Source organism: Acinetobacter sp. AKBS16 (assembly GCF_002899995.1).
Lineage (GTDB): Bacteria > Pseudomonadota > Gammaproteobacteria > Pseudomonadales > Moraxellaceae > Acinetobacter > Acinetobacter baumannii.
Map to the genome: position 1 here is coordinate 58,559 of NZ_POYH01000027.1, position 19,677 is coordinate 78,235.

The 19,677-nt window shown below is 39.6% G+C and carries 17 protein-coding genes and 1 pseudogene; 10 read left to right on the forward strand and 8 right to left on the reverse strand.

The features are described 5' to 3' along the window. The first annotated feature begins 31 nt into the window (after window positions 1-31). Together C1642_RS04285 and C1642_RS04290 are read left to right on the forward strand one after the other, a co-directional pair. Window positions 32-934 (forward strand): DMT family transporter, encoded by a 903-nt coding sequence (locus C1642_RS04285; RefSeq protein ID WP_103235960.1) that lies wholly within the window; start codon window positions 32-34, stop codon window positions 932-934. 35 nt (window positions 935-969) lie between these two features. Beyond that, a complete protein-coding gene (locus tag C1642_RS04290; protein WP_000637645.1) occupies window positions 970-1,254 on the forward strand; it encodes a YciI family protein in 285 nt (94 codons plus the stop codon). A gap of 52 nt (window positions 1,255-1,306) precedes the next feature. Here the strand turns inward: C1642_RS04290 and glyS are convergent, their stop codons facing one another. The 3 genes and pseudogenes from glyS to C1642_RS04305 all read right to left on the reverse strand — a co-directional run bounded on the left by glyS (window position 1,307) and on the right by C1642_RS04305 (window position 4,870). Further along, window positions 1,307-3,376, reverse strand: a complete 2,070-nt coding sequence (gene glyS / locus C1642_RS04295) for a glycine--tRNA ligase subunit beta (protein ID WP_103235961.1) — start codon at window positions 3,374-3,376, stop codon at window positions 1,307-1,309. Further along, window positions 3,376-4,353, reverse strand: a complete 978-nt coding sequence (glyQ, locus tag C1642_RS04300) for a glycine--tRNA ligase subunit alpha (RefSeq protein WP_000085212.1) — start codon at window positions 4,351-4,353, stop codon at window positions 3,376-3,378. The genes glyS and glyQ overlap by 1 nt, the downstream gene beginning before the upstream one ends. A gap of 94 nt (window positions 4,354-4,447) precedes the next feature. Then, a pseudogene (locus C1642_RS04305) lies at window positions 4,448-4,870 on the reverse strand (hypothetical protein). A 29-nt stretch (window positions 4,871-4,899) separates the two neighbouring features. On the opposite strand from C1642_RS04305, the gene C1642_RS04310 reads away from it, so the two are divergent. The 4 genes from C1642_RS04310 to C1642_RS04325 all read left to right on the forward strand — a co-directional run bounded on the left by C1642_RS04310 (window position 4,900) and on the right by C1642_RS04325 (window position 8,722). Further along, the gene (locus C1642_RS04310) at window positions 4,900-5,316 is read left to right on the forward strand and encodes a lysozyme inhibitor LprI family protein (RefSeq protein ID WP_103235962.1); all 417 of its coding nucleotides are present in this window, start codon (window positions 4,900-4,902) and stop codon (window positions 5,314-5,316) included. Window positions 5,317-5,426: 110 nt separating this feature from the next. Then, complete coding sequence (locus C1642_RS04315) at window positions 5,427-6,689, forward strand: putative DNA modification/repair radical SAM protein (protein WP_021510128.1); 1,263 nt, start codon at window positions 5,427-5,429, stop codon at window positions 6,687-6,689. A 2-nt stretch (window positions 6,690-6,691) separates the two neighbouring features. After that, entirely contained in the window at window positions 6,692-7,489 is a 798-nt protein-coding gene (locus C1642_RS04320) for a TIGR03915 family putative DNA repair protein (protein WP_103235963.1), read from the forward strand. Between the two features lie 132 nt (window positions 7,490-7,621). After that, window positions 7,622-8,722 (forward strand): HPP family protein, encoded by a 1,101-nt coding sequence (locus tag C1642_RS04325; protein WP_000111460.1) that lies wholly within the window; start codon window positions 7,622-7,624, stop codon window positions 8,720-8,722. Window positions 8,723-8,791: 69 nt separating this feature from the next. Here the strand turns inward: C1642_RS04325 and C1642_RS04330 are convergent, their stop codons facing one another. Then, entirely contained in the window at window positions 8,792-9,046 is a 255-nt protein-coding gene (locus C1642_RS04330) for a PspC domain-containing protein (RefSeq protein WP_000013717.1), read from the reverse strand. A gap of 253 nt (window positions 9,047-9,299) precedes the next feature. Here C1642_RS04330 and C1642_RS04335 point away from each other — a divergent pair, with 253 nt between their 5' ends. Then, window positions 9,300-9,947, forward strand: coding sequence for a hypothetical protein (locus tag C1642_RS04335; protein WP_075399902.1), 648 nt, complete (start codon window positions 9,300-9,302; stop codon window positions 9,945-9,947). Between the two features lie 71 nt (window positions 9,948-10,018). On the opposite strand, the gene C1642_RS04340 is transcribed toward C1642_RS04335, so the two are convergent. Beyond that, window positions 10,019-11,842 carry an acyl-CoA dehydrogenase C-terminal domain-containing protein gene (locus tag C1642_RS04340; RefSeq protein ID WP_001112080.1) on the reverse strand — a complete coding sequence of 608 codons (1,824 nt, stop codon included), beginning with the start codon at window positions 11,840-11,842 and terminating at the stop codon, window positions 10,019-10,021. Window positions 11,843-12,099: 257 nt separating this feature from the next. Here C1642_RS04340 and C1642_RS04345 point away from each other — a divergent pair, with 257 nt between their 5' ends. Next, window positions 12,100-14,403, forward strand: coding sequence for a hypothetical protein (locus C1642_RS04345; protein WP_103235964.1), 2,304 nt, complete (start codon window positions 12,100-12,102; stop codon window positions 14,401-14,403). Between the two features lie 46 nt (window positions 14,404-14,449). Here the strand turns inward: C1642_RS04345 and aroE are convergent, their stop codons facing one another. The 3 genes from aroE to ribA all read right to left on the reverse strand — a co-directional run bounded on the left by aroE (window position 14,450) and on the right by ribA (window position 17,092). Then, window positions 14,450-15,238, reverse strand: coding sequence for a shikimate dehydrogenase (gene aroE, locus C1642_RS04350; RefSeq protein WP_046879521.1), 789 nt, complete (start codon window positions 15,236-15,238; stop codon window positions 14,450-14,452). Window positions 15,239-15,411: 173 nt separating this feature from the next. Then, a complete protein-coding gene (hemF, locus tag C1642_RS04355; RefSeq protein ID WP_058062061.1) occupies window positions 15,412-16,362 on the reverse strand; it encodes an oxygen-dependent coproporphyrinogen oxidase in 951 nt (316 codons plus the stop codon). A gap of 127 nt (window positions 16,363-16,489) precedes the next feature. Continuing rightward, the gene (ribA, locus tag C1642_RS04360) at window positions 16,490-17,092 is read right to left on the reverse strand and encodes a GTP cyclohydrolase II (RefSeq protein ID WP_032046388.1); all 603 of its coding nucleotides are present in this window, start codon (window positions 17,090-17,092) and stop codon (window positions 16,490-16,492) included. Between the two features lie 303 nt (window positions 17,093-17,395). Between ribA and dxs the strand changes: the two genes are divergently transcribed. Both dxs and C1642_RS04370 read left to right on the forward strand, forming a co-directional pair. Then, a complete protein-coding gene (dxs, locus tag C1642_RS04365) occupies window positions 17,396-19,300 on the forward strand; it encodes a 1-deoxy-D-xylulose-5-phosphate synthase (RefSeq protein ID WP_000967375.1) in 1,905 nt (634 codons plus the stop codon). A 122-nt stretch (window positions 19,301-19,422) separates the two neighbouring features. Beyond that, the coding region (locus tag C1642_RS04370) for an inositol monophosphatase family protein (protein ID WP_322869413.1) at window positions 19,423-19,677 on the forward strand (255 nt) is incomplete at its 3' end.

Consider the following 19,677-nt stretch of genomic DNA (forward strand, 5'->3'; position numbering starts at 1 on the left):
AAGAGTTCCATTTCATTAGTGCAGATTTAACATGGCAATTTCTCTTGCTGCCGAAACCCAGCCTCCAGCATTTAAGCTCTACTTATGTATTGCTGTAACCGTTTTTTGTTGGGGCTATTCGCCTATTGGTGTACATAGTGCTTTGCATTCATATACACCGCAGCATATAGCCTTGCTTCGCTTTTTAATTGCTTCATTTTTTTTATTACTTCTGGTCATAAAAAAAGGAATTCAGCCTTTAAAGTGGAAAGATGTTCCTGCGCTTGCTGTATTAGGGTTTTTCTCTGTAACGCTGCATCATTTGCTGATAAATACGGGGCAGCAATATGTAACTGCTGTCGCATCTAGTATTTTGAGCCAATCTATTCCGCTATTTACCTTTATTATTTCGGTTTTGCTTTTTAAAGAACAAATCAGTTTTAAAAAGTGGTTGTGTATTTTGCTAGGGCTTTGTGGCGCCGTGTTAGTGGTCAGCGGAGATCATGGTTTTGGTATGCCGAGCCCTTATAGTTTGTTGATTGTTTTAGCTGCAATTGCATGGGGGCTTTATTTTAATTTATATAAAAAATTTGCCTTAAATTATGATGCCTTGAGCATGATGTGCTACATCATTTGGTTCGGGACCCTTCCTTTACTATTTTATAGTGCTCATTTACCTAGTGAAATTTTACATGCCACTTGGCAAGCCAATATGTCGGTTATCTTATTGGGTATTTTCCCAAGTGCGATGGCTTATGTACTTTGGGGATATGTACTTAAAAATATGCCGTTAACGATTGCATCGAATTTTTTGTATTGCTCGCCTATTGTCGCCATGAGTTTGGCAGTTATTTTCTTAAATGAAAAACCATCAATGATGGTGCTGCTGGGTGGAGTGATTATTGTGGGGAGTTTGGTATGGATGAATTGGGGGAATAGGCGTACTATCGAATAAGCTATGTCATGCGCTACTTGCTTTAAGAGAATGAGATGATTGTTGTTACCTTGACCTATAAAAAACCATTAGCCGAAGTTGATGCAGTACTGAAACAGCATATTGCATTTTTAGATGATTATTACGAGCAAAAGAAATTTTTAGCGTCGGGACGCCGGGAAAATAGAGTAGGTGGTGTAATTTTAGTTCTAAGCTCTTCGATTCAAGAGGCTGAAGAGATTATGAAAAATGATCCGTTTTATAGTCATGATGTGGCCGATTATGATTTTATGTGGTTTGAGCCATCGAAAAGTTTAGAAGAAATTAAAGAGTTTGTTTAACGTAAAAAATAAAGGGATCTATAAAAGATCCCTTTATTTAGTCATAAGCTAATTAGCTTTGCAACACACTCACATCAGCCACAGCAGTAAACAAGTGACGTAACTGAGCCAATAAACGTAAACGGTTTGCTTTTAGGTCAGCATCATCTGCCATAACCATTACACCATCAAAGAATGCATCAATCGGCGCGCGAAGTGCTGCAAGCTTAGAAAGGGCAGCAGTATAGTCTTTTGCTGTAAGTAATGGTTCAACGACAGGAGTCACTGCTTGAAGCTCAGCAAATAATGCTTTTTCAGCATCTTCAACCAAGTTCGCTTCAACGACAGAACCTTCTGGTGCTGCTTCTTTTGCAAGAATGTTAGCAACACGTTTGTTTGCAGCAGCAAGCGCAGCAGCTTCAGGTAACGTACGGAAGTGGTTAACAGCATTTACACGTTTGTCAAAATCAAGTGGAGATTTTGGTGCAAGTGCTTGAACGGCTTGAAGGACGTCAACAGCAACGCCTTGGTCTTCATACTTAGCACGGTAACGACCTTCCAAGAATGCAACTGCGTCAGCACGAGTTTTGTCATGGTCTTTAACGATATCGCCATAACCTTGAAGCGCAAGATTCACTAACTCTTCAATCGTTACATCTAATTCATTTTCAATGATTAAACGTAAGATACCAATTGCTGAACGACGAAGTGCAAACGGGTCTTTAGAACCTGTAGGCGCTTGTCCAATACCAAAAATACCAACAAGCGTATCTAAACGGTCAGCAAGGGCAATAGTTGTACCTGTTTTGGTTTTAGGTAAAACATCACCTGCAAATTTTGGTAAGTATTGTTCACCTAAAGCTTCTGAAACTTCAGTATTTTCACCTTCAATACGTGCGTAGTAAGTACCGGCAATACCTTGAAGCTCTGGGAACTCACCTACAAGTTCAGAAGTTAAGTCACATTTAGCAAGTAATGCTGCTTTTTCAGCATCAGCTGGGTTTGCACCAGTGATTGAAGATAATGCAACTGCAAGTTTTGCAATACGTGTTGATTTGTCCCAAAGCGTACCAAGCTGTGCTTGGAATACCATGTTTGCTAATTTTTCTTTACGAGATGCAAGCGGTTGCTTTTGATCTTGTAAGAAGAAGAACTCAGCATCAGACAAACGAGGGCGAACAACTTTTTCGTTACCTTCAATAATTTGAGTCGGGTCTTTAGACTCAATATTTGAAACAGTAATGAAGTAAGGCTGTAATTTACCTTCCGCATTGATCAAACAGAAATACTTCTGGTTGTCTTGCATTGTCGTAATGAGCGCTTCTTGAGGAACAGCTAAGTAGCGTTCTTCAAAAGTTGCACGTAAAGCTACAGGCCATTCAACCAGACTTGTTACTTCATCAAGTAAGTCAGCTGGAACAATCGCAGTTGCGTTCACTTCATCAGCTAACTTTTTCACTTGTTCTTGAATGGTTGCCTGACGCTTTTCAAAGTTCGCTACAACATATGCTTTTTCTAACGCAGCTAAATAGTCATTTGCATGCGCTAAGGTCACAGCTTCAGGTGCATGGAAACGGTGACCATAAGTCACATTACCAGCTTTGTGATCTTGAATAGTCGCCTCAATAACTTGGTTATCTTTGAGTAAGACAACCCATTTCACTGGACGTACAAATTCGGTACGGCTTGCAGCAGAACGCATGCGCTTAGCAATTGGTAAATTGTCTAACGCAGTTTGTAAAATCTGTGGAAGTAAAGCATCAAGGCTTTGACCTTTCACATCTTTTAAATAGCAAACTTTTTCAACTTTACCTGCTTGGAATGTAGAAAGCTGATCAACAGTAATGCCTTGACCGCGCATAAAGCCTTCAAGTGCTTTAGTCGGTTTGCCTTCTGCATCGTAAGCTGCTTGAACAGCAGGGCCGTCAAAACGTTTTTGTGTATCCGCTTGAGCAGCATCTACATCTACAATTTTAAGCGCTAAACGACGTGGAGCGGCATAAGCTTCAACTGATGCGAAGTTTAAACCTGCTTCATTTAAGCCTTTTATAGTTTCTGCTTGTAGTGCATCACGTAATGTTTTTAAGCTTTTTGGTGGAAGCTCTTCACAGCCAAGTTCGAATAAAACAGTATGTTTGCTCATTAGTTTTTCTCCGCCTTTGCTGCTTCACTTTCAGCTTGTGCTTTTAGCTGTGCCAATACTTCATCACGTAAATGCGGTTCTGCCATTGGGAAGCCAAGCTCTGCACGTGCTTGTACATAACTTTGTGCAATAGCGCGCGCCAAAGTACGTACACGTAAAATGTAGCGTTGACGCTCAGTTACAGAAATTGCGCCACGTGCATCAAGCAAGTTAAAGGTATGAGACGCTTTAACGACTTGCTCATAAGCTGGAAGTGGAAGTTTAGCTTCCATTAAACGGTTAGCTTCTGACTCGTAGAAATCAAATAGTTCAAATAGTTTGTCAACTGGAGCGTATTCAAAGTTATAAGTCGATTGCTCAACTTCATTTTGATGGAATACGTCGCCGTAAGTTACAGTACCGAATTGGCCTTTCGTCCAAACAAGGTCATAAACCGAGTCAACGCCTTGAAGGTACATTGCAAGACGTTCTAAACCGTAAGTGATTTCGCCTGTTACTGGGTAACATTCAACACCACCAACTTGTTGGAAGTAAGTGAACTGAGTTACTTCCATACCGTTAAGCCAAACTTCCCAACCTAAGCCCCAAGCCCCAAGAGTTGGAGATTCCCAGTTGTCTTCTACGAAACGGATATCGTGAGTAAGCGTATCAATCCCGATTGCTTTTAAAGAATCGAGATAAAGCTGTTGGATATTGTCTGGGTTTGGTTTAAGTACTACTTGGAACTGGTAATAGTGTTGCAAACGGTTCGGGTTTTCACCGTAGCGACCATCTTTTGGACGACGTGAAGGTTGAACGTATGCCGCGTTCCAAGTCTCTGGCCCTAAAGCACGTAAGAATGTTGCGGTGTGGAATGTTCCAGCGCCCATTTCCATGTCGTAAGGTTGTAGTACGACGCAGCCTTGTTCGGCCCAATAGTTTTGTAGGGCAAGAATTAAGCCCTGAAATGTATCAATGTGCGAGATGGCGCGACTCATGTAGCATCCACGAATTTATGAGAAAAATTGCCACTAAGTATAAGGATTTTGTGGTGGAGTGGCAAAGGCTTAATCAAGGGAATACATGATTCGGTCATTTGTTTTTCTGGCTTAGCCACTTTAAGCCTAACCAATAGCAAAAGCCTGTAAATAAGATCATCAGATAGAAACTGTAGATCTTATAAATATGCCACCAAGGGGAAGGGAATGATCCGACAAAAATCAAACGTGTAATAGGGCCAATCAAAATCCAGATCGCAGTTGCGCTGATGAAAATACTCATCAGATTTAAACGATTTTTACGGGCGAGAAAATAGGAAATGACATATGCAAAAGGAATAACCAGAAGGCCATAAAAAAGTAATTAAAATAAGAAGTGGGCTAGAAAAACAACTCCAATCGAATAAAGGTTGAACTCAGCATTTAATATTATTACCCCTAAGGCAGATAAACTCAGCAATGGGATGGGTGCAAGCGCAAGTGCGTGAATAATCGTTTTTTTGTTATATTGAAGCATATTAAAAATTATAGAATCGAGAATAAATTATGCTGAAATTTTGCTGCAAACTCATTGTTTTATCTAGCCTTTTTAGTAGTCCATGGTTGTATGCGCAGACCGAAGCTGACGAGCAAGATGAGTACAATCAATGTGTAGACCAGGCCATTAAAGAAATGCAGCTTGAGAGTATTAACAATATGGTCGTGCATAGCTGTTCTGAACAAGCTAAAAAGACTTATGAAGAAAAAATTGTTGCTCTGATTGATCAAATTCGTACACAAAGCGAAGAATATAAACAGCCAGAACGTTACCAAGATATTTTAAAATCTCAACGACTCTGGAAAGCTTATGTAGATCAGGAATGTAATAATGCAGGCTCATACATTGGCTCCCCCATGTATTCGTATTGCCCAATGCAAGAGTATGCAGCGCGTGTAAAGCAGCTTGAAGAATACGTTAATTAAGACGAATTATTTTAAACGTCACCTCATGACGCTGAGCGTACTTCACTGGATTAAATTTAAGAATACAAAATGATATTTTTTAAACGATGCCATAAGTGAGTCGTTTTGATATGTCTGATCGCATTCGGGAAAAACTACAAATTCTTGCTGATGCTGCTAAATATGATGTGTCTTGTTCATCAAGTGGCAGTGATCGTAAAAACAAAAATAAAGGTCTGGGGGATGCCAGTCATTCGGGTATTTGCCATAGCTATACCGAAGATGGCCGCTGTGTATCTCTCTTAAAAATTCTATTTAGCAATGTGTGTATTTTTGACTGCGCCTATTGTGTTTCACGCCGTTCTAACGACGTCCAGCGTGCAGCATTTACGGTGCAAGAGGTTGTAGACTTAACTATTAATTTTTACCGCCGTAATTATATCGAAGGCTTATTTTTAAGCTCCGGCATATTTAAATCGGCCGATCACACGATGGAGCGCATGCTTCAAGTCGTGAAAAAGTTACGTCTTGAAGAAAATTTTAACGGTTATATTCACCTAAAAACAATTCCGGGTGCATCGCCTGAACTGATCCATGAAGCAGGTTTATATGCTGACCGGATGAGTATTAATTTAGAGATGCCGACTGAGATTGGGTTAAAAACTTTTGCGCCAGAAAAATCACATCAGGAAGTACAAAAAGATTTAGGTTTGGTTCGTGACAGACTCATTCAACTGAAAGATGAGCGACAAATTATTAAGCACGTGCCGAAATATGTACCAGCAGGGCAGACTACGCAAATGGTTGTTGGCGCTCATCAAGAGTCAGACCAAGATGTTTTGTTTATGGCTGACAAACACTATAAAGAATTTAAACTCAAACGTGTCTATTTTTCGGGTTATATCCCAATTAATACTGAAAATAATTACTTGCCCGCAGTTGGCTCTGCACCGCCATTATTGAGGGAAAACCGACTCTATCAAAGTGACTGGCTGATGCGTTTTTACGGTTTTAAAGTCAATGAAATCGTCAATGAAAAACACCCTAATTTAGACCTTGATGTAGACCCAAAATTAAGCTGGGCCTTAAGGCATCCTGAACAGTTTCCGGTAGATTTAAACCGTGCAGATTATCAAATGATTTTGCGTGTACCGGGCATTGGTGTGAAATCAGCCAAGAAAATTGTGCAGGCTCGCCGTTTTGGAAAAATCCATATCGATTTACTTAAAAAACTCGGTGTGGCCTACCAACGAGCAAAATTCTTTATTCGCTGTGAAGACAGTCCAAAATTCCAAAAAGAATTGTCTTCAAGTTTTATTCGGCAGCAAATTTTAACGCAAGGCTCATCGAAATATGTACAGCAACTCTCGCCACAATTAAGCCTTGGGTTTTAGTCATGTTTAATGATGAAGTCGCTTACTATTTTGATGGTTCAATGGTTGGGCTGCTGAGCTGTGTGTTTCGTGCATTTCAATTTAAAGAATTACAGGTCAGGCTCCATCTGAATGATGCAGCTCAACATGGCTTGTTTGCCGATAAAATTGAGGTTGCAAATAATGAGCAACATGCTGAACGTGTTTGGGCTGCGCTACAAAAAAAGCTTTCATCTTCTTCGTTAAAACAATTTTATTTTGCTTATTTATCCGAATCTTTAGATGCCTATCAGCATTTATTTAATTACTGTATCTATGTGTTTAGTAGTCATTCTTCTGTAGAAAAAGATTATTCACATCCTAGTGTTCTGGCAATTGCACAGTGGACAAAAAAGGTCGGGCGAGAGAAGCATCGAATGGAGGCTTTTATTCGGTTTAAGAAAACCAAAGATGAGCTTTTTTTAAGTCTGGTTCGTCCTGACTTTAATGTTTTACCACTCATTCAGCCGCATTTTAAACGGCGTTATCAAGATCAGCGTTGGCTGATTTATGATGAGCAACGCAAGTTTGGGCTGTATTATGATTTACGGGAAATACATGAAGTTTCACTCGAAGCCTCAGACGTTGACCGTAATTTAAAAAATGGAATGAGCCAAAGTTTTCAGCTTGAGCTAGATGAGCAAGAAGTCTTATATGACCAGCTTTGGAAGGATTATTTTAAAAGCGTTAATATTACGGAACGCCAAAATATTAAGCTTCATGTGCAATATTTGCCAAAAAGATACTGGCGTTATTTAAATGAAAAATTAATTAAATATTAAAACATTAAAATAGTAAGAGCACATTCAACAGGTTTTCTGATAATTGAAAGATATAATTTAAATGCACTTTATGTGGCTTTGGGCGTATACTTTTGCCCGTTATAAATAACGGCATATCCCCTAAGGTGTACTGTGAGTGTTATACAGCCAGAATGGTTACAAATTTTAAAACCGAATTTTAAGGTTTTACCCCTAAAAGAACGGTTGCTTTGTGGCGTTGGAGCGCTATGTGGTTTAGCAATTTCCTCGTTAATTAGCTGGTATGTTTTAGGCGGAATTAATGCTTGGTACATTGCACCAATGGGGGCCTCATCTGTTCTCTTATTTGCTGTACCTACCAGTCCATTGGCTCAGCCTTGGAATGTTATTGTCGGTAATACATTAGCCGGAATTATTGGGGTCGCCTGTGCACAGTGGATTCCGGATTTAACCACGGCTTTTAGCGTGGCTGTGGGTTTTGCCATATTTTTGATGATGACCACCGACTCCTTGCATCCGCCTAGTGGAGCAGTTGCGATTACGGCTGTGTTGGGCGGCGCTGCCATTCATAAATTAGGCTTTTATTTCGTTTTTTATCCGGTTCTGCTCAATTCATTACTTCTACTCGGTTTTGCCATATTTTTTAATCGATTGATTGGACGGCATTATCCGGTTACTGCACATTTAAATGAGCGTAGTAAAGATCCGACTCCCACTCAAAAAGTATCAATTCAGCCAAAAGATATTGAGTATGCATTAGAGCATCATACTGAATTGTTAGATATCAGCCAGTACGACTTAGAAAAAATCATTTTAGAAGCGCAAGAACATGCCAATGAACGTATGGTGAACCAATATACCTGTCAGGATATTATGAGCCGTGATGTGATTAAATTGCATGAAAATGATGATATTCATCAGGCATTAGATAAATTTAAACAAGAAAATCTCATGAGTTTGCCTGTAGTTAATGCAGACAACCATTTAGTAGGTACTTTGGCGCTATATGAAGTTGTGGAATGGTTTAAAGGGGCAACAGATCCAAGAAACTCATGGCAGCATTATGTAAGACAAATTATGAGTCGCCGAGTAGTTACTGTACTGCCAACTCAGCCGATTCAAGACCTTGTACCTTACTTTGTTGAGAAGTCTTTTAACTATATTCCGGTGGTTGAGGAACGAAAACTGATTGGAATCATTAGCCGTGCAGATATGATTGCGGCTTTACAACAGCAGTTAAATCGTAAATTGTAATTTTAAACATAAAAAAAGCTACGGTTGATTAGGGGATGCAACCGTAGCGACCAAAATAAACTAAGTTATTTAATGTATTTGTTCTTCTCGTACAGTGCGAACAGGTTGTTGATAACCTTGCACTTGTTCTGGTTGTTTTTTAGGAATTACCAACCATAAAACTAAGTACACTAAAATCCCTGGAAAAGCCGCGCTCATTATCGAAACTAACACGAAAATAATGCGTAATAAATTTGCATTCCAACCAAATCGTTCAGCAATACCGCCCATTACACCGGCGATCATGCTTTGTCGGTTCGAGCGATATAAACCAGAATTGGCCATCTAAGTCTCCTCAAATATATAAGTTACAAGGAATCATTTATTCACTTGGTTAATAAGAATATGGAGCCAATCCGAATGAATTAAAGGTTCACAAAACTAAAAATGGTTAAAATATGTAAATGGTTTAAATCAATGAAAGCAACATCTACTAAAATGCACTGTTTCGGGGCTGAAAGTGTTTGTAGCAGCGATGATATCGTTCCTGAACAATAAGGTTGAACTGTAGCATTGCTGTTGTATGTGAATGATGTATATGTCTTTGAAGTGGTCTGGTCTTTTAATAAAACATTTGGGTGTGGCAGCCATCTTGTGTATGGGGTTAAGTGCCTGCGATGTAAATCATGCCGACTCTAAAGATCACTCCGCGGTAGCAACGACTTCTAGACATGAAGATAGTTTGATTAAAAGCACCACGAAGGTTAAAACTTTAGATGATGCAGCGGGACGAACTTTCTTGCCTGAGGGCGTTCCATATCAAACCTCAAAACTATCCGAAGCAGACCAACAATATGCAGGCCGTTATCACACTCGTATTTCATGTGAAGATAATTTTGCCGATTGTGAAACAGGCGAGGCAGAATATATTTTAAATTTATTACCTGATGGAACTGCGTATTGGAATGTTGTTCATTTTGGTCGTGTTGGTAGTAAAGATGGCTCAAAAAGTGCGGTCATCAATCAATTATGTCCTTCCTTGAAATGGAAGGTCGAACCTGCCGCTCATGAGTTAACGATTCAATGTCCTTTATCAGATGTTAACTTCTATTTTGATATTGATGCAAAACAAAGATTAGTCGTAAATTTAGAAAAATTATTTTATAGCGATTTTGGTAAAAACCGTGAGTTTTTGGAACAAAATTATTTTGTTCCTACAAAAGCTTATGTACTTGATAAAGAGTAAAGCCAATTTTAGCAAAATAAAAAAGAGCGCAATATCAATTGCGCTCTTTTGATTTTAGAGTCTATACATCATTAGTAGTCGAAACTAAAGTGTTCCGCTGGTAATGAAGTCAGCGTACGAGAAGTCGTTACCATTGATTCTGCATGACCTTGAGCACGTGGTAATAAACGGTCAAAGTAGAAATCTGCAACTTTAATTTTTGCTTTATAGAACTCAGGAGTTTCTTGGCCATTACCTGCTTCTAATTTTTCAGAAGCGACAACTGCTTGTTGTGCCCAGAAATAAGCCATCATCACATAGCCTGAGAACATCAAGAAATCTACAGAAGCAGAAGATACGATGTCACGGTCTTTACGTGCAGCAAGCATGATACGAACAGTTAAAGTGTTCCACTGAGCACAAAGCTTTGTTAAGTCCCAAGCAAAACGACGTAAGTATTTATTACGAGCATGTGCAGCACAGAACTTTAAGATTTCAGCAGTGTATTCACGAACTACTTTACCTTTTGAGCTTAACAACACTTTACGACCAATCAAATCAAGTGCTTGAACACCAGTTGTTCCTTCATACAGAGTAGAGATACGGGCATCACGTACGATTTGCTCCATACCCCATTCCTTGATGTAACCATGGCCGCCGTACACTTGCATACCGTGGTTAGCAGCTTCTAGGCCAAGCTCGGTCAAGAAACCTTTTAAAATTGGTGTGTAGAAGCCAAGTTTATCGTCATAATCTTCAAATGCAGCTTGGTCACCGCGTGTCAAAGCATCTGTCATTTTGTCAGCAAGCTGTGCTGCGTAGTAGATCATTGAACGACCACCTTCAGCGATTGCTTTTTGAGTTAACAACATGCGGCGTACGTCAGCATGGTGAATGATTGCATCAGCAACTTTATCTGGATCTTTTTTACCAGAAAGGGCACGCATAGACATACGTTCTTTGGCATATGGTAGAGCGCCTTGGAAAGATAACTCTGCATGGGCAATACCTTGAACCGCAGTACCAATACGCGCTGTGTTCATAAAGGTAAACATGGCATGTAGGCCTTTGTTTACTTCACCAATGAGGTAACCTGTTGCATTATCAAAGTTCAATACAGCAGTTGCAGAAGCGCGGATACCCATTTTGTGTTCGATTGAACCACAGCTTACAGTATTACGTTCACCTACGCCGCCATCCGCAGTTGGGATAAATTTAGGGACGATAAATAATGAAATACCACGAGTACCTGCTGGTGCATCTGGAAGACGTGCAAGCACAATATGAATAATATTTTCTGTTAAATCATGCTCACCGGCAGAAATAAAGATTTTTGTACCAGAAATCTTATAAGTACCGTCAGCTTGTGGTTCCGCTTTGGTTTTTACCTGACCTAAGTCTGTACCGCATTGAGGTTCGGTTAAGCACATTGTGCCGCTCCATGTACCTTCAACAAGTTTCGGCATATACGTTTGTTTTTGCTCATCTGTACCGAATTGCAAAATAGTATTCATACAGCCTGAACTTAAACCTGGATACATGGTAAATGACCAGTTCGCAGTACCCATCATCTCTGATTTAATCAGGTTTAAAGACATTGGTAGGCCTTGTCCACCAAATTCTTCAGGATAAGAAAGACCTTGCCAGCCACCCATTACAAACTGGTCATAAGCTTCTTTAAAACCTTTTGGCGTTTTAACTTCGCCGTTGTCAAAATGGCAACCTTCTTCATCGCCAGATTGGTTAAGTGGAGACAGTACGTTTTCACAATAATCTGCTGCACCTTCAAGAATCATATCTACTGTATCAGGATCTGCACTTTCACCATTTGATAAAGTTTTGTAGTGAGCAGGATAGTCTAGTACTTCATTCATTAAGAAGCGGATATCGTGTAGCGGAGCTTTATATGCTGGCATGGCTTTAATCCTAATTTTGAATCATTGTGGGATTATCTGAATCGATGATTTGATTATTCACTCGCATGATAAAAATACAATGTTAATCGCACCCGAAAGGAATGTCAGAAAAGCGAATTTTGTCGAAAATAAATACACCTGAAATTATAATTTCTGCTAAAGTCGGGACTTATACTTTTATGTGAAAAAACAACTAATTTTTTTATTTTTAGCAAGTTTTGTTAAAAAGATAAAGCGATAAGGTTTTAAAAAAGGTTATGCATTTAAAATATCTCAGTTTATGTTTATTTAGTTTGGGCTTGACGGCATGTGCACAACACGGCGTGCGTCCACAGGTGGCATCTGCGAGTTTAGAGCAAAAAGCCATTCAAAGTGTTAATGCGATGTATGAATACCCAAGTTATGATTATCGCGGAAACTTTAAAATTACCGTTGATCCTTCACAAATAAAGCAAAATGTAAAAGCTGAGAATACTGCTAAGCTAGATGCTGAATTACAAAAGAAAGTTGATCAATATTTACGTGAACAAAAAGTTGCCTTAAGTAAAGCACAGAAACAAACCTTATATGCGGCGATTGCAAACGAACAAGGTGATTTGGGACTGACTTCCTCAGCACGTTCTGAAAAAATTAATACCGTATTATTTAATTTGTTAAATGATCTTCAGTTTAGTTATGACGGCTCGATACATTATCGTCAAAAAATGGGTTCATTTAATTTAACTGCTAGATATGAAAAACCGACACTTTTAGTTCAGGCAAAATTGCCAATGGTGCTTGATCTTGAGAATTATAAGTTTTACATAAATTATTTTGGTTTGATGCCATATTTGGTTAATAAAGATAATCAAAATAATTTGGCTTATGTTGATTTCTCAAAATATAAAGCCTTCTTTAAAAATGTCGATCAGAAGAAGTTTATTGAATACCTTAAAGCTTCAAGTGCTGTTTCATACCGATTAGCTGAACCGCAAAACCTACAACGTGTATCGTTGACTGAGGCTGATCGTAAAGCAGGGGCGGTTGAAAGAATTCGTTTAAAGACGACGGTTGAGCAACTGCTTTTAGAAGTAGATTTGTTTGGGCAAGTTAATGAAAAATATCTTCAAAAAAGTGTTTTAGGTCTTGATGAGGAAAAACTTGCTGAAACGCTTGCCGCAGAGATTGCTGCTTCTGATGCGAAAAAAGGCACTGCTGGTAAAGAAGAACAAAAGGTTTCTTCTGATGATGCCGCTGCTGTTAGCCAACAGTTGTACTCCCTTGTTAATGCTCATTTAGGCAATACCTCTACTTCTGAAGATGAGGAAGTAGAGTCTGCTTCTAGTGAAGAGGCGAGTGATGTAGCTGTAGCAGAGACTGAACAAACTTCAGAAAATGAAGAAGTAGTTGCCCTGACGGAAGATCAATGTATTGAATTAAAATCACTTAAAAAACCGGTCGCTTTAGGGGATATTAATTATTGCCAAATCTACGGTATTGATGTTCTAGATCAGAGCGATACAAGTATTCAAAAAGCGCAAATTAAGTCTCGTCAGGACGCTTTAAAGCAAACTTTTGAAGCGTATAACCAAAACCAGTTTATTAATGATGAAGCATTCAAAGCTCTTTGGTTAAAACATAAGGATGAAATTGAACAAGCTTTACCGAAGCAAAGAAACCCAATCACAATTGATGTGGCTTTAGATGACAAAGGCCGTGCAGTCAATATGGATTACGATGTTGATTATACGCCAGCTGAGTTTAAGCACCGCTTCAATATTAAAGCAGATATGCAAATTCTGAATTATGGGAAAGCGACTTCAATTGATCAGCAGCAGCTTAAACAAGCTAAATCTGTGGCTGAAGCAAGTAAAGGTTCTATGCTGGAAAACTTTATTAAAGGTTTTAGTGAAAAGCTTGGGCAAAGTGATGTTTCAGAGCACCCTGTGGGCACACATAGTGATATACAAGATTTAGATGCAAATCTGGCTGTACTTGCAGATAAAACCTATGATGCAACGCATGCTTATGACAAAACTTATAAAGCAGTATTTATTGCCAAATTGACTGCCGAAAAACCGTCATATATTAAGTATTATTCAGTTCAACAGCTACAAGAAATTGCTGAGGTTTATGCTTACTGGTTCTCTGATGAAGATACATATAATCCTCAAGAAAAAGCCTTAGAGCGTATTACCGCTTTACAGAAACAACATCATCTTGAACAAGATGATCAGTTTGACCACGAGTTAGGACGTGCTGTAGATCATATTGTATTAACGACTATACAAGGTAAAACAGGGCGTGAAGCTTGGCAGAAGCTACAGAAGCAATATAAACAGCCAGCCCAACTTTTCTCAAAACAGTATCAGTTAGAGTTTGAAAAACAAAATGGTGTTTCTGCTGAAGAAAAGTATCTGTTATCAGAAACGGCTGATATTTTAGGGAATGTTTATGTGGCTGCTCGTAAAAAACAGCTTTCGGAAAAAACAATTCAGAACTTAAAACCTGAACATAATGAATTTATCGATTATGAAATTTTCCGAGAAGTTTATAAGCAAATGGTTGCCGCTAAAAAATAATAAGTAAGATAAAAAAGAACCTACATATGTAGGTTCTTTTTTTGGTTTATAGAAAATCTTTTAATTGTGGTCGTACACCATTCCAGATAGAGAAGGCTTCAATAGCTTGGCCTACTAACATGCCAAAACCTTCCGCATAAGGCACATTACGCTGTTTCGCTTGATCAAGGAAACTAGAAGGTTTGCCATAAGCCATTTCATAGGCATATTTAAATTTTAATTTTTCAGGTAGTTGTAAAGCATCGCCTGAAAGACTTGCCGAAGTTGCATTAATCACAATATCAAAATCGCCTTCTAAATCATTTAGGGAAATTGCTTGTAATTGGGCTTGTGGAACTGCTGTTTTTAAGTCATCTACAAGTTGTTCTGCACGAGCTAAAGTTCGGTTTGCAATGACGATTTTTTTGGCACCAGCCTGTACAAGGGGATAAATAACACCACGCGTTGCGCCACCAGCTCCTAAAATTAAAATAGTTGTATTTTCAAGATTCCATTCTAAAGCTTGAATTGCGGCAACTAAGCCTTGGCCGTCTGTATTGTCACCATGCAATTTGCCATTTTCCATCCATAAGGTATTTACAGCTTTAGCAATTTGAGCACGCTCGGTTAACACATCACATAAAGCAAAAGCTTGCTCTTTAAAAGGAACAGTAACGTTCATACCACTGCCGCCTTCTGCAAAGAAACTTCGCATGCTCGATTCAAAACCGTCAAGAGGAGCAAGCCGTTTTTGATAGTTTAGCTCAACACCTGTTTTTTCAGCGAAAGCATGATGCAATTCAGGAGAGCGTGATTGTTCGATCGGATTGCCAATTACTGCAAACTGTTTGGTCATTCTTGTATCCAAAATTTTAAAATGGCATGAAGCAGATAGAGTCTGCACTGAATATTCAGCAGGCCTCACTATAAGTCAAAATAGCACAAGAAAAAATATTTGAATGAAGGCAAATGGAAATCAAAAAAGGAGATTCTTTAGGGTGGAAGCCAAAGAATCCCCAAAACAAAAAATTAGGCGACTTTTTCTTCTAAACCTAACCAATCACGAGGTTTTAAATAGTAGTCAGTTAAACGCTTCTCTGGAGAGTCTTCATCCCATTCAGGGCGATAAGACCATGCAGCTAGATTAGGTAGGCTAACTAAAATCGACTCAATACGGCCACCTGTTTGTAATCCAAACAACGTACCGCGGTCATACACCAAGTTATATTCCACATATCTGCCACGCCGGTAAAGCTGGAAATCTCGTTGAGCTTCGGTATAAGGCTGTTCGCGGTGTTTTTCGAAAATTGGCAAGATCGCATTTAAATAGCCATTACCTACGGCTTGAATATATTTAAAGCAGGTTTCGAAATCCCAGCAATTTAAATCATCAAAGAATAAACCGCCCACACCACGTTGTTCATCGCGATGCTTTAAATAGAAATAGTCATCGCACCATTTTTTATGTTCAGCATAAACATTGTCACCAAAAGGCTTACACAGGTCATAAGCGGCTTGGTGCCAATTTAAAACATCTTGATCATCTGGATAAAATGGCGTTAAGTCAAAACCTCCACCAAACCACCAAATCGGATCTTGACCTTCACGCTCTGCAACGAATAAGCGGACATTCGCATGCGAGGTTGGAATATTCGGGTTTTTAGGGTGAATGACTAAAGACACACCTAGCGCTTGAGCTTTTGCCCCTGCAATTTGAGGGTGACGTTCTGTTGCAGAAGCAGGCAGTTTACTAATGTTGATATGTGAAAACATCACGCCGCCTTTTTCAATCACTGTACCATTTTGCAGTACACGTGAACGGCCGCCACCGCCTTCAGGGCGCTCCCAATCATCAATGATAAATTCTGCTGTCCCACCACCAGCTTTTTCTTGTTGTTCTAAACCGGCACAAATACGGGCTTGTAAATCGAGGAGAAATTCGCGGACACGTTGAATATCTGTTGAAGTCGGATGTTGCATAATGACCCTCAAAGATGATCGAAATAGATTAGATACATCAAAACATAAATCCATAAAAAAAGTAAGGGATTTTTTCTAATTCCTGAAAAAATCCCTTAAATATAATTTTTAAATTTTGGACTTGAAATCAAAAATCATCTTTTTGGTAAAGGTGATCCATTCTTTCACGTTTGGTTTTTAAATATTGTTCATTAAAAGGGTTACGGCCGACAGTTAAAGGTACACGGTCTACGACATTAATACCTTGATCTTTGAGTGCCTGAATTTTCAAAGGATTATTGGTAATTAATTTAACTTCTTTCACTTTTAAGTGGTCGAGCATAATACTGCACATATCGTAACGACGTGCATCGGCGGGTAAATTCAGTAGTAAATTGGCATCTACTGTATCGTGCCCCTGATCTTGCAGGGCATAAGCACGAATTTTATTGGTTAAACCAATACCGCGTCCTTCTTGACGTAAGTATAAAATTACACCTTGTCCTGCTTCATTGATGAGTTTCTGAGTGGCTTGTAGTTGTGGGCCACAGTCACATTTCAATGATGCAAACGCATCACCCGTTAAGCATTCAGAATGTACGCGGACCAAAACAGGATCCGTTGGCGGATTTTCTAACCCTTTGGAAAGTGCCACATGTTCTTCACCTGTTACGGGATCTTGAAACACAGAAATATTGAATTCACCAAAAGCGGTCGGGAGTTTTGATGTTGCAATGAACTCTATAGGCACAGATTAACTCATCTTTTAACCGAAAACGGTTTAAAGTATAGCGTAATGCTGGGAGATTGGTCGAATTGTCATAATCATTTTGCACACTAAGGTTTTCTTTTTTGTATAAAGAAGACGATAATAGTTGATAAATAGTCAGATTATTCAGGATAATCTGCCAACCATACCCATACTGTATGAGAGACTGCTTTGCATGATCTCGTTCGCAAATGTGGCTGATTGAAGGTGACTTCATTCGATTGTATGATCGACCCATTTTGACCCAGCTTAGGATTTGCCAGGCTTATAAAGGCTTTGCCACATATGTTGTATACCGAAATTCCAACTCAACGCCCTGTTACGCCATTGTTAGATGCGATTGATCATCCTCAACAATTACGTCAGCTCGAGCATAGCCAATTACTACAAGTGGCTGATGAGTTGCGTCAATATATTTTATATGCAGCAGGCCAGAGTGGTGGCCATTTCGGTGCTAACCTCGGCGTGGTTGAGCTGACGGTAGCGCTGCATTATTGCTTTAATACACCAAATGACCGTTTAGTTTGGGATGTGGGACACCAAGCATACCCACATAAAATCCTAACTGGACGCCGTGAACAAATTACGACCATTCGCGCTAAAAATGGATTGGCTGCTTTCCCAGCCAGAGAAGAGTCTGTTTTTGATACCTTTGGGGTAGGGCATTCTTCAACTGCTATTTCAGCTGGTTTGGGTATGTCTTTGGCACGTCGCTATCAGAAAGACCCATGTGAAGTCGTTTGTATTGTGGGTGATGGTGCAATGACTGCGGGCATGGCATTTGAAGCAATGAATGATGCTGTTGCTCATGATGCAGATTTAATTGTTGTACTCAATGACAACGATATGTCGATTTCTTGCAGTACAGGTGGCTTTGCCAAACATTTAGCTGCAATTTGGGAAAAAGGTCATTTAGTTAATGTCAATGAACATGGTGAAGCTTATATCCAGCCACACCCAAAATGGACATATAACTCTCGATTACACCAATCGGCAACCGACGCGGCAGATAATTTATTTAAAGCAATTGGTTTTGATTATTTCGGGCCTTTTGATGGACACGATGTCACTCAGTTGGTTCAGGTGTTCAACGCGCTCAAAAAACGCAAAGGTCCACGTTTAGTTCACGTTTATACCAAGAAAGGTAAAGGCTTTGCTCCTGCTGAAGCAGACCCGATTACTTACCATGCGATTGGCAAAATTAATGCTGCTTCGGGCGGGAAAACACCACCAAAATACTCTGATGTGTTTGGTGAGTGGTTGTGTGATGAAGCTGCACAAGATGAGCGCTTGCTTGCAATCACGCCTGCAATGTGTGAAGGCTCGGGCATGGTCAAATTTGCGAAGCAATTTCCGCAGCGTTTCTTCGATGTCGCGATTGCAGAGCAGCATGCTGTAACACTTGCGGCAGGAATGGCATGCGAAGGGCTAAAACCTGTTGTCGCCATTTATTCAACATTCCTGCAGCGTGGTTACGATCAGCTTATTCATGATGTCGCATTGCAAAATCTTGACGTGACTTTTGGTATTGACCGTGCAGGCTTGGTTGGTGAAGATGGTCCAACGCATGCAGGTGCATATGACTATGCTTATATGCGTACTGTGCCTAATATGGTGATCATGGCACCGAAAGATGAAAATGAATGCCGTCAAATGCTTCATACGGCTTATGCCTATAATGGCCCGGCTGCGGTACGCTATCCGCGTGGTGCAGGTGTGGGCGTCGAAATCCAAAAAGAGATGACTGTTCTTGAATTGGGTAAAGCTGAAATTGTTGCAGAAATTAAAGCAAATAGTGATGAGCAGATTACGGTTTTAGCATTTGGTAGTCGTGTCATGGTTGCTCTGGAAGCAGCTGAGCAATTTGCGCAAAAACATGACGTCAGTGTGTGTGTTGTAAATATGCGCTTCGTAAAACCGCTTGATGAACAAATGATTCGAGACTTGGCTGAGCATACTCATTTATTCGTGACAGTTGAAGAACACGCGATTATGGGTGGTGCGGGTAGTGCAGTGAATGAGTTTATGGCTCAAGAACAAATTGTTAAACCTATCATTAATTTAGGTCTGCCTGACTCGTTCTTGCATCAGGCGACACATAATCAAATGCTACAAGATTGTGGTTTAGATGCTAAGGGTATTTTGAACTCGATTGAGCGAGCATGGCTTAAGGTAAATCAGGTGGTTTAATACCTCAATAAAATTTTTCGAAACATTTTTTCCCAAAAAGCGTATTCATTTGCTAAAATGGATACGCTTTTATGCATTATTCTTTGTCAAAATCTTCAAATTTGTATTGTAGTGGGTGTTCAATGGAACCTATGGTGGTGATGGCTGCGCGTGCGGCTCAAACAGTTGGTCAAGAGCTTTTAAAAGCGCATCAAAATCGTCATAAGCTCGATTTGCAAGTTGAAGAGAAAGGCATTGATGGTCCTGTAACACGTGTAGATCGTTATTTAGAACAATTGACGATTGATACATTACGTAAAAGTTATAAAAACCATAGCTTCTTAGGTGAAGAGTTCGGTTTGCAAGAGGGCAAAGGCCACGATGCAGACTGGTGCTGG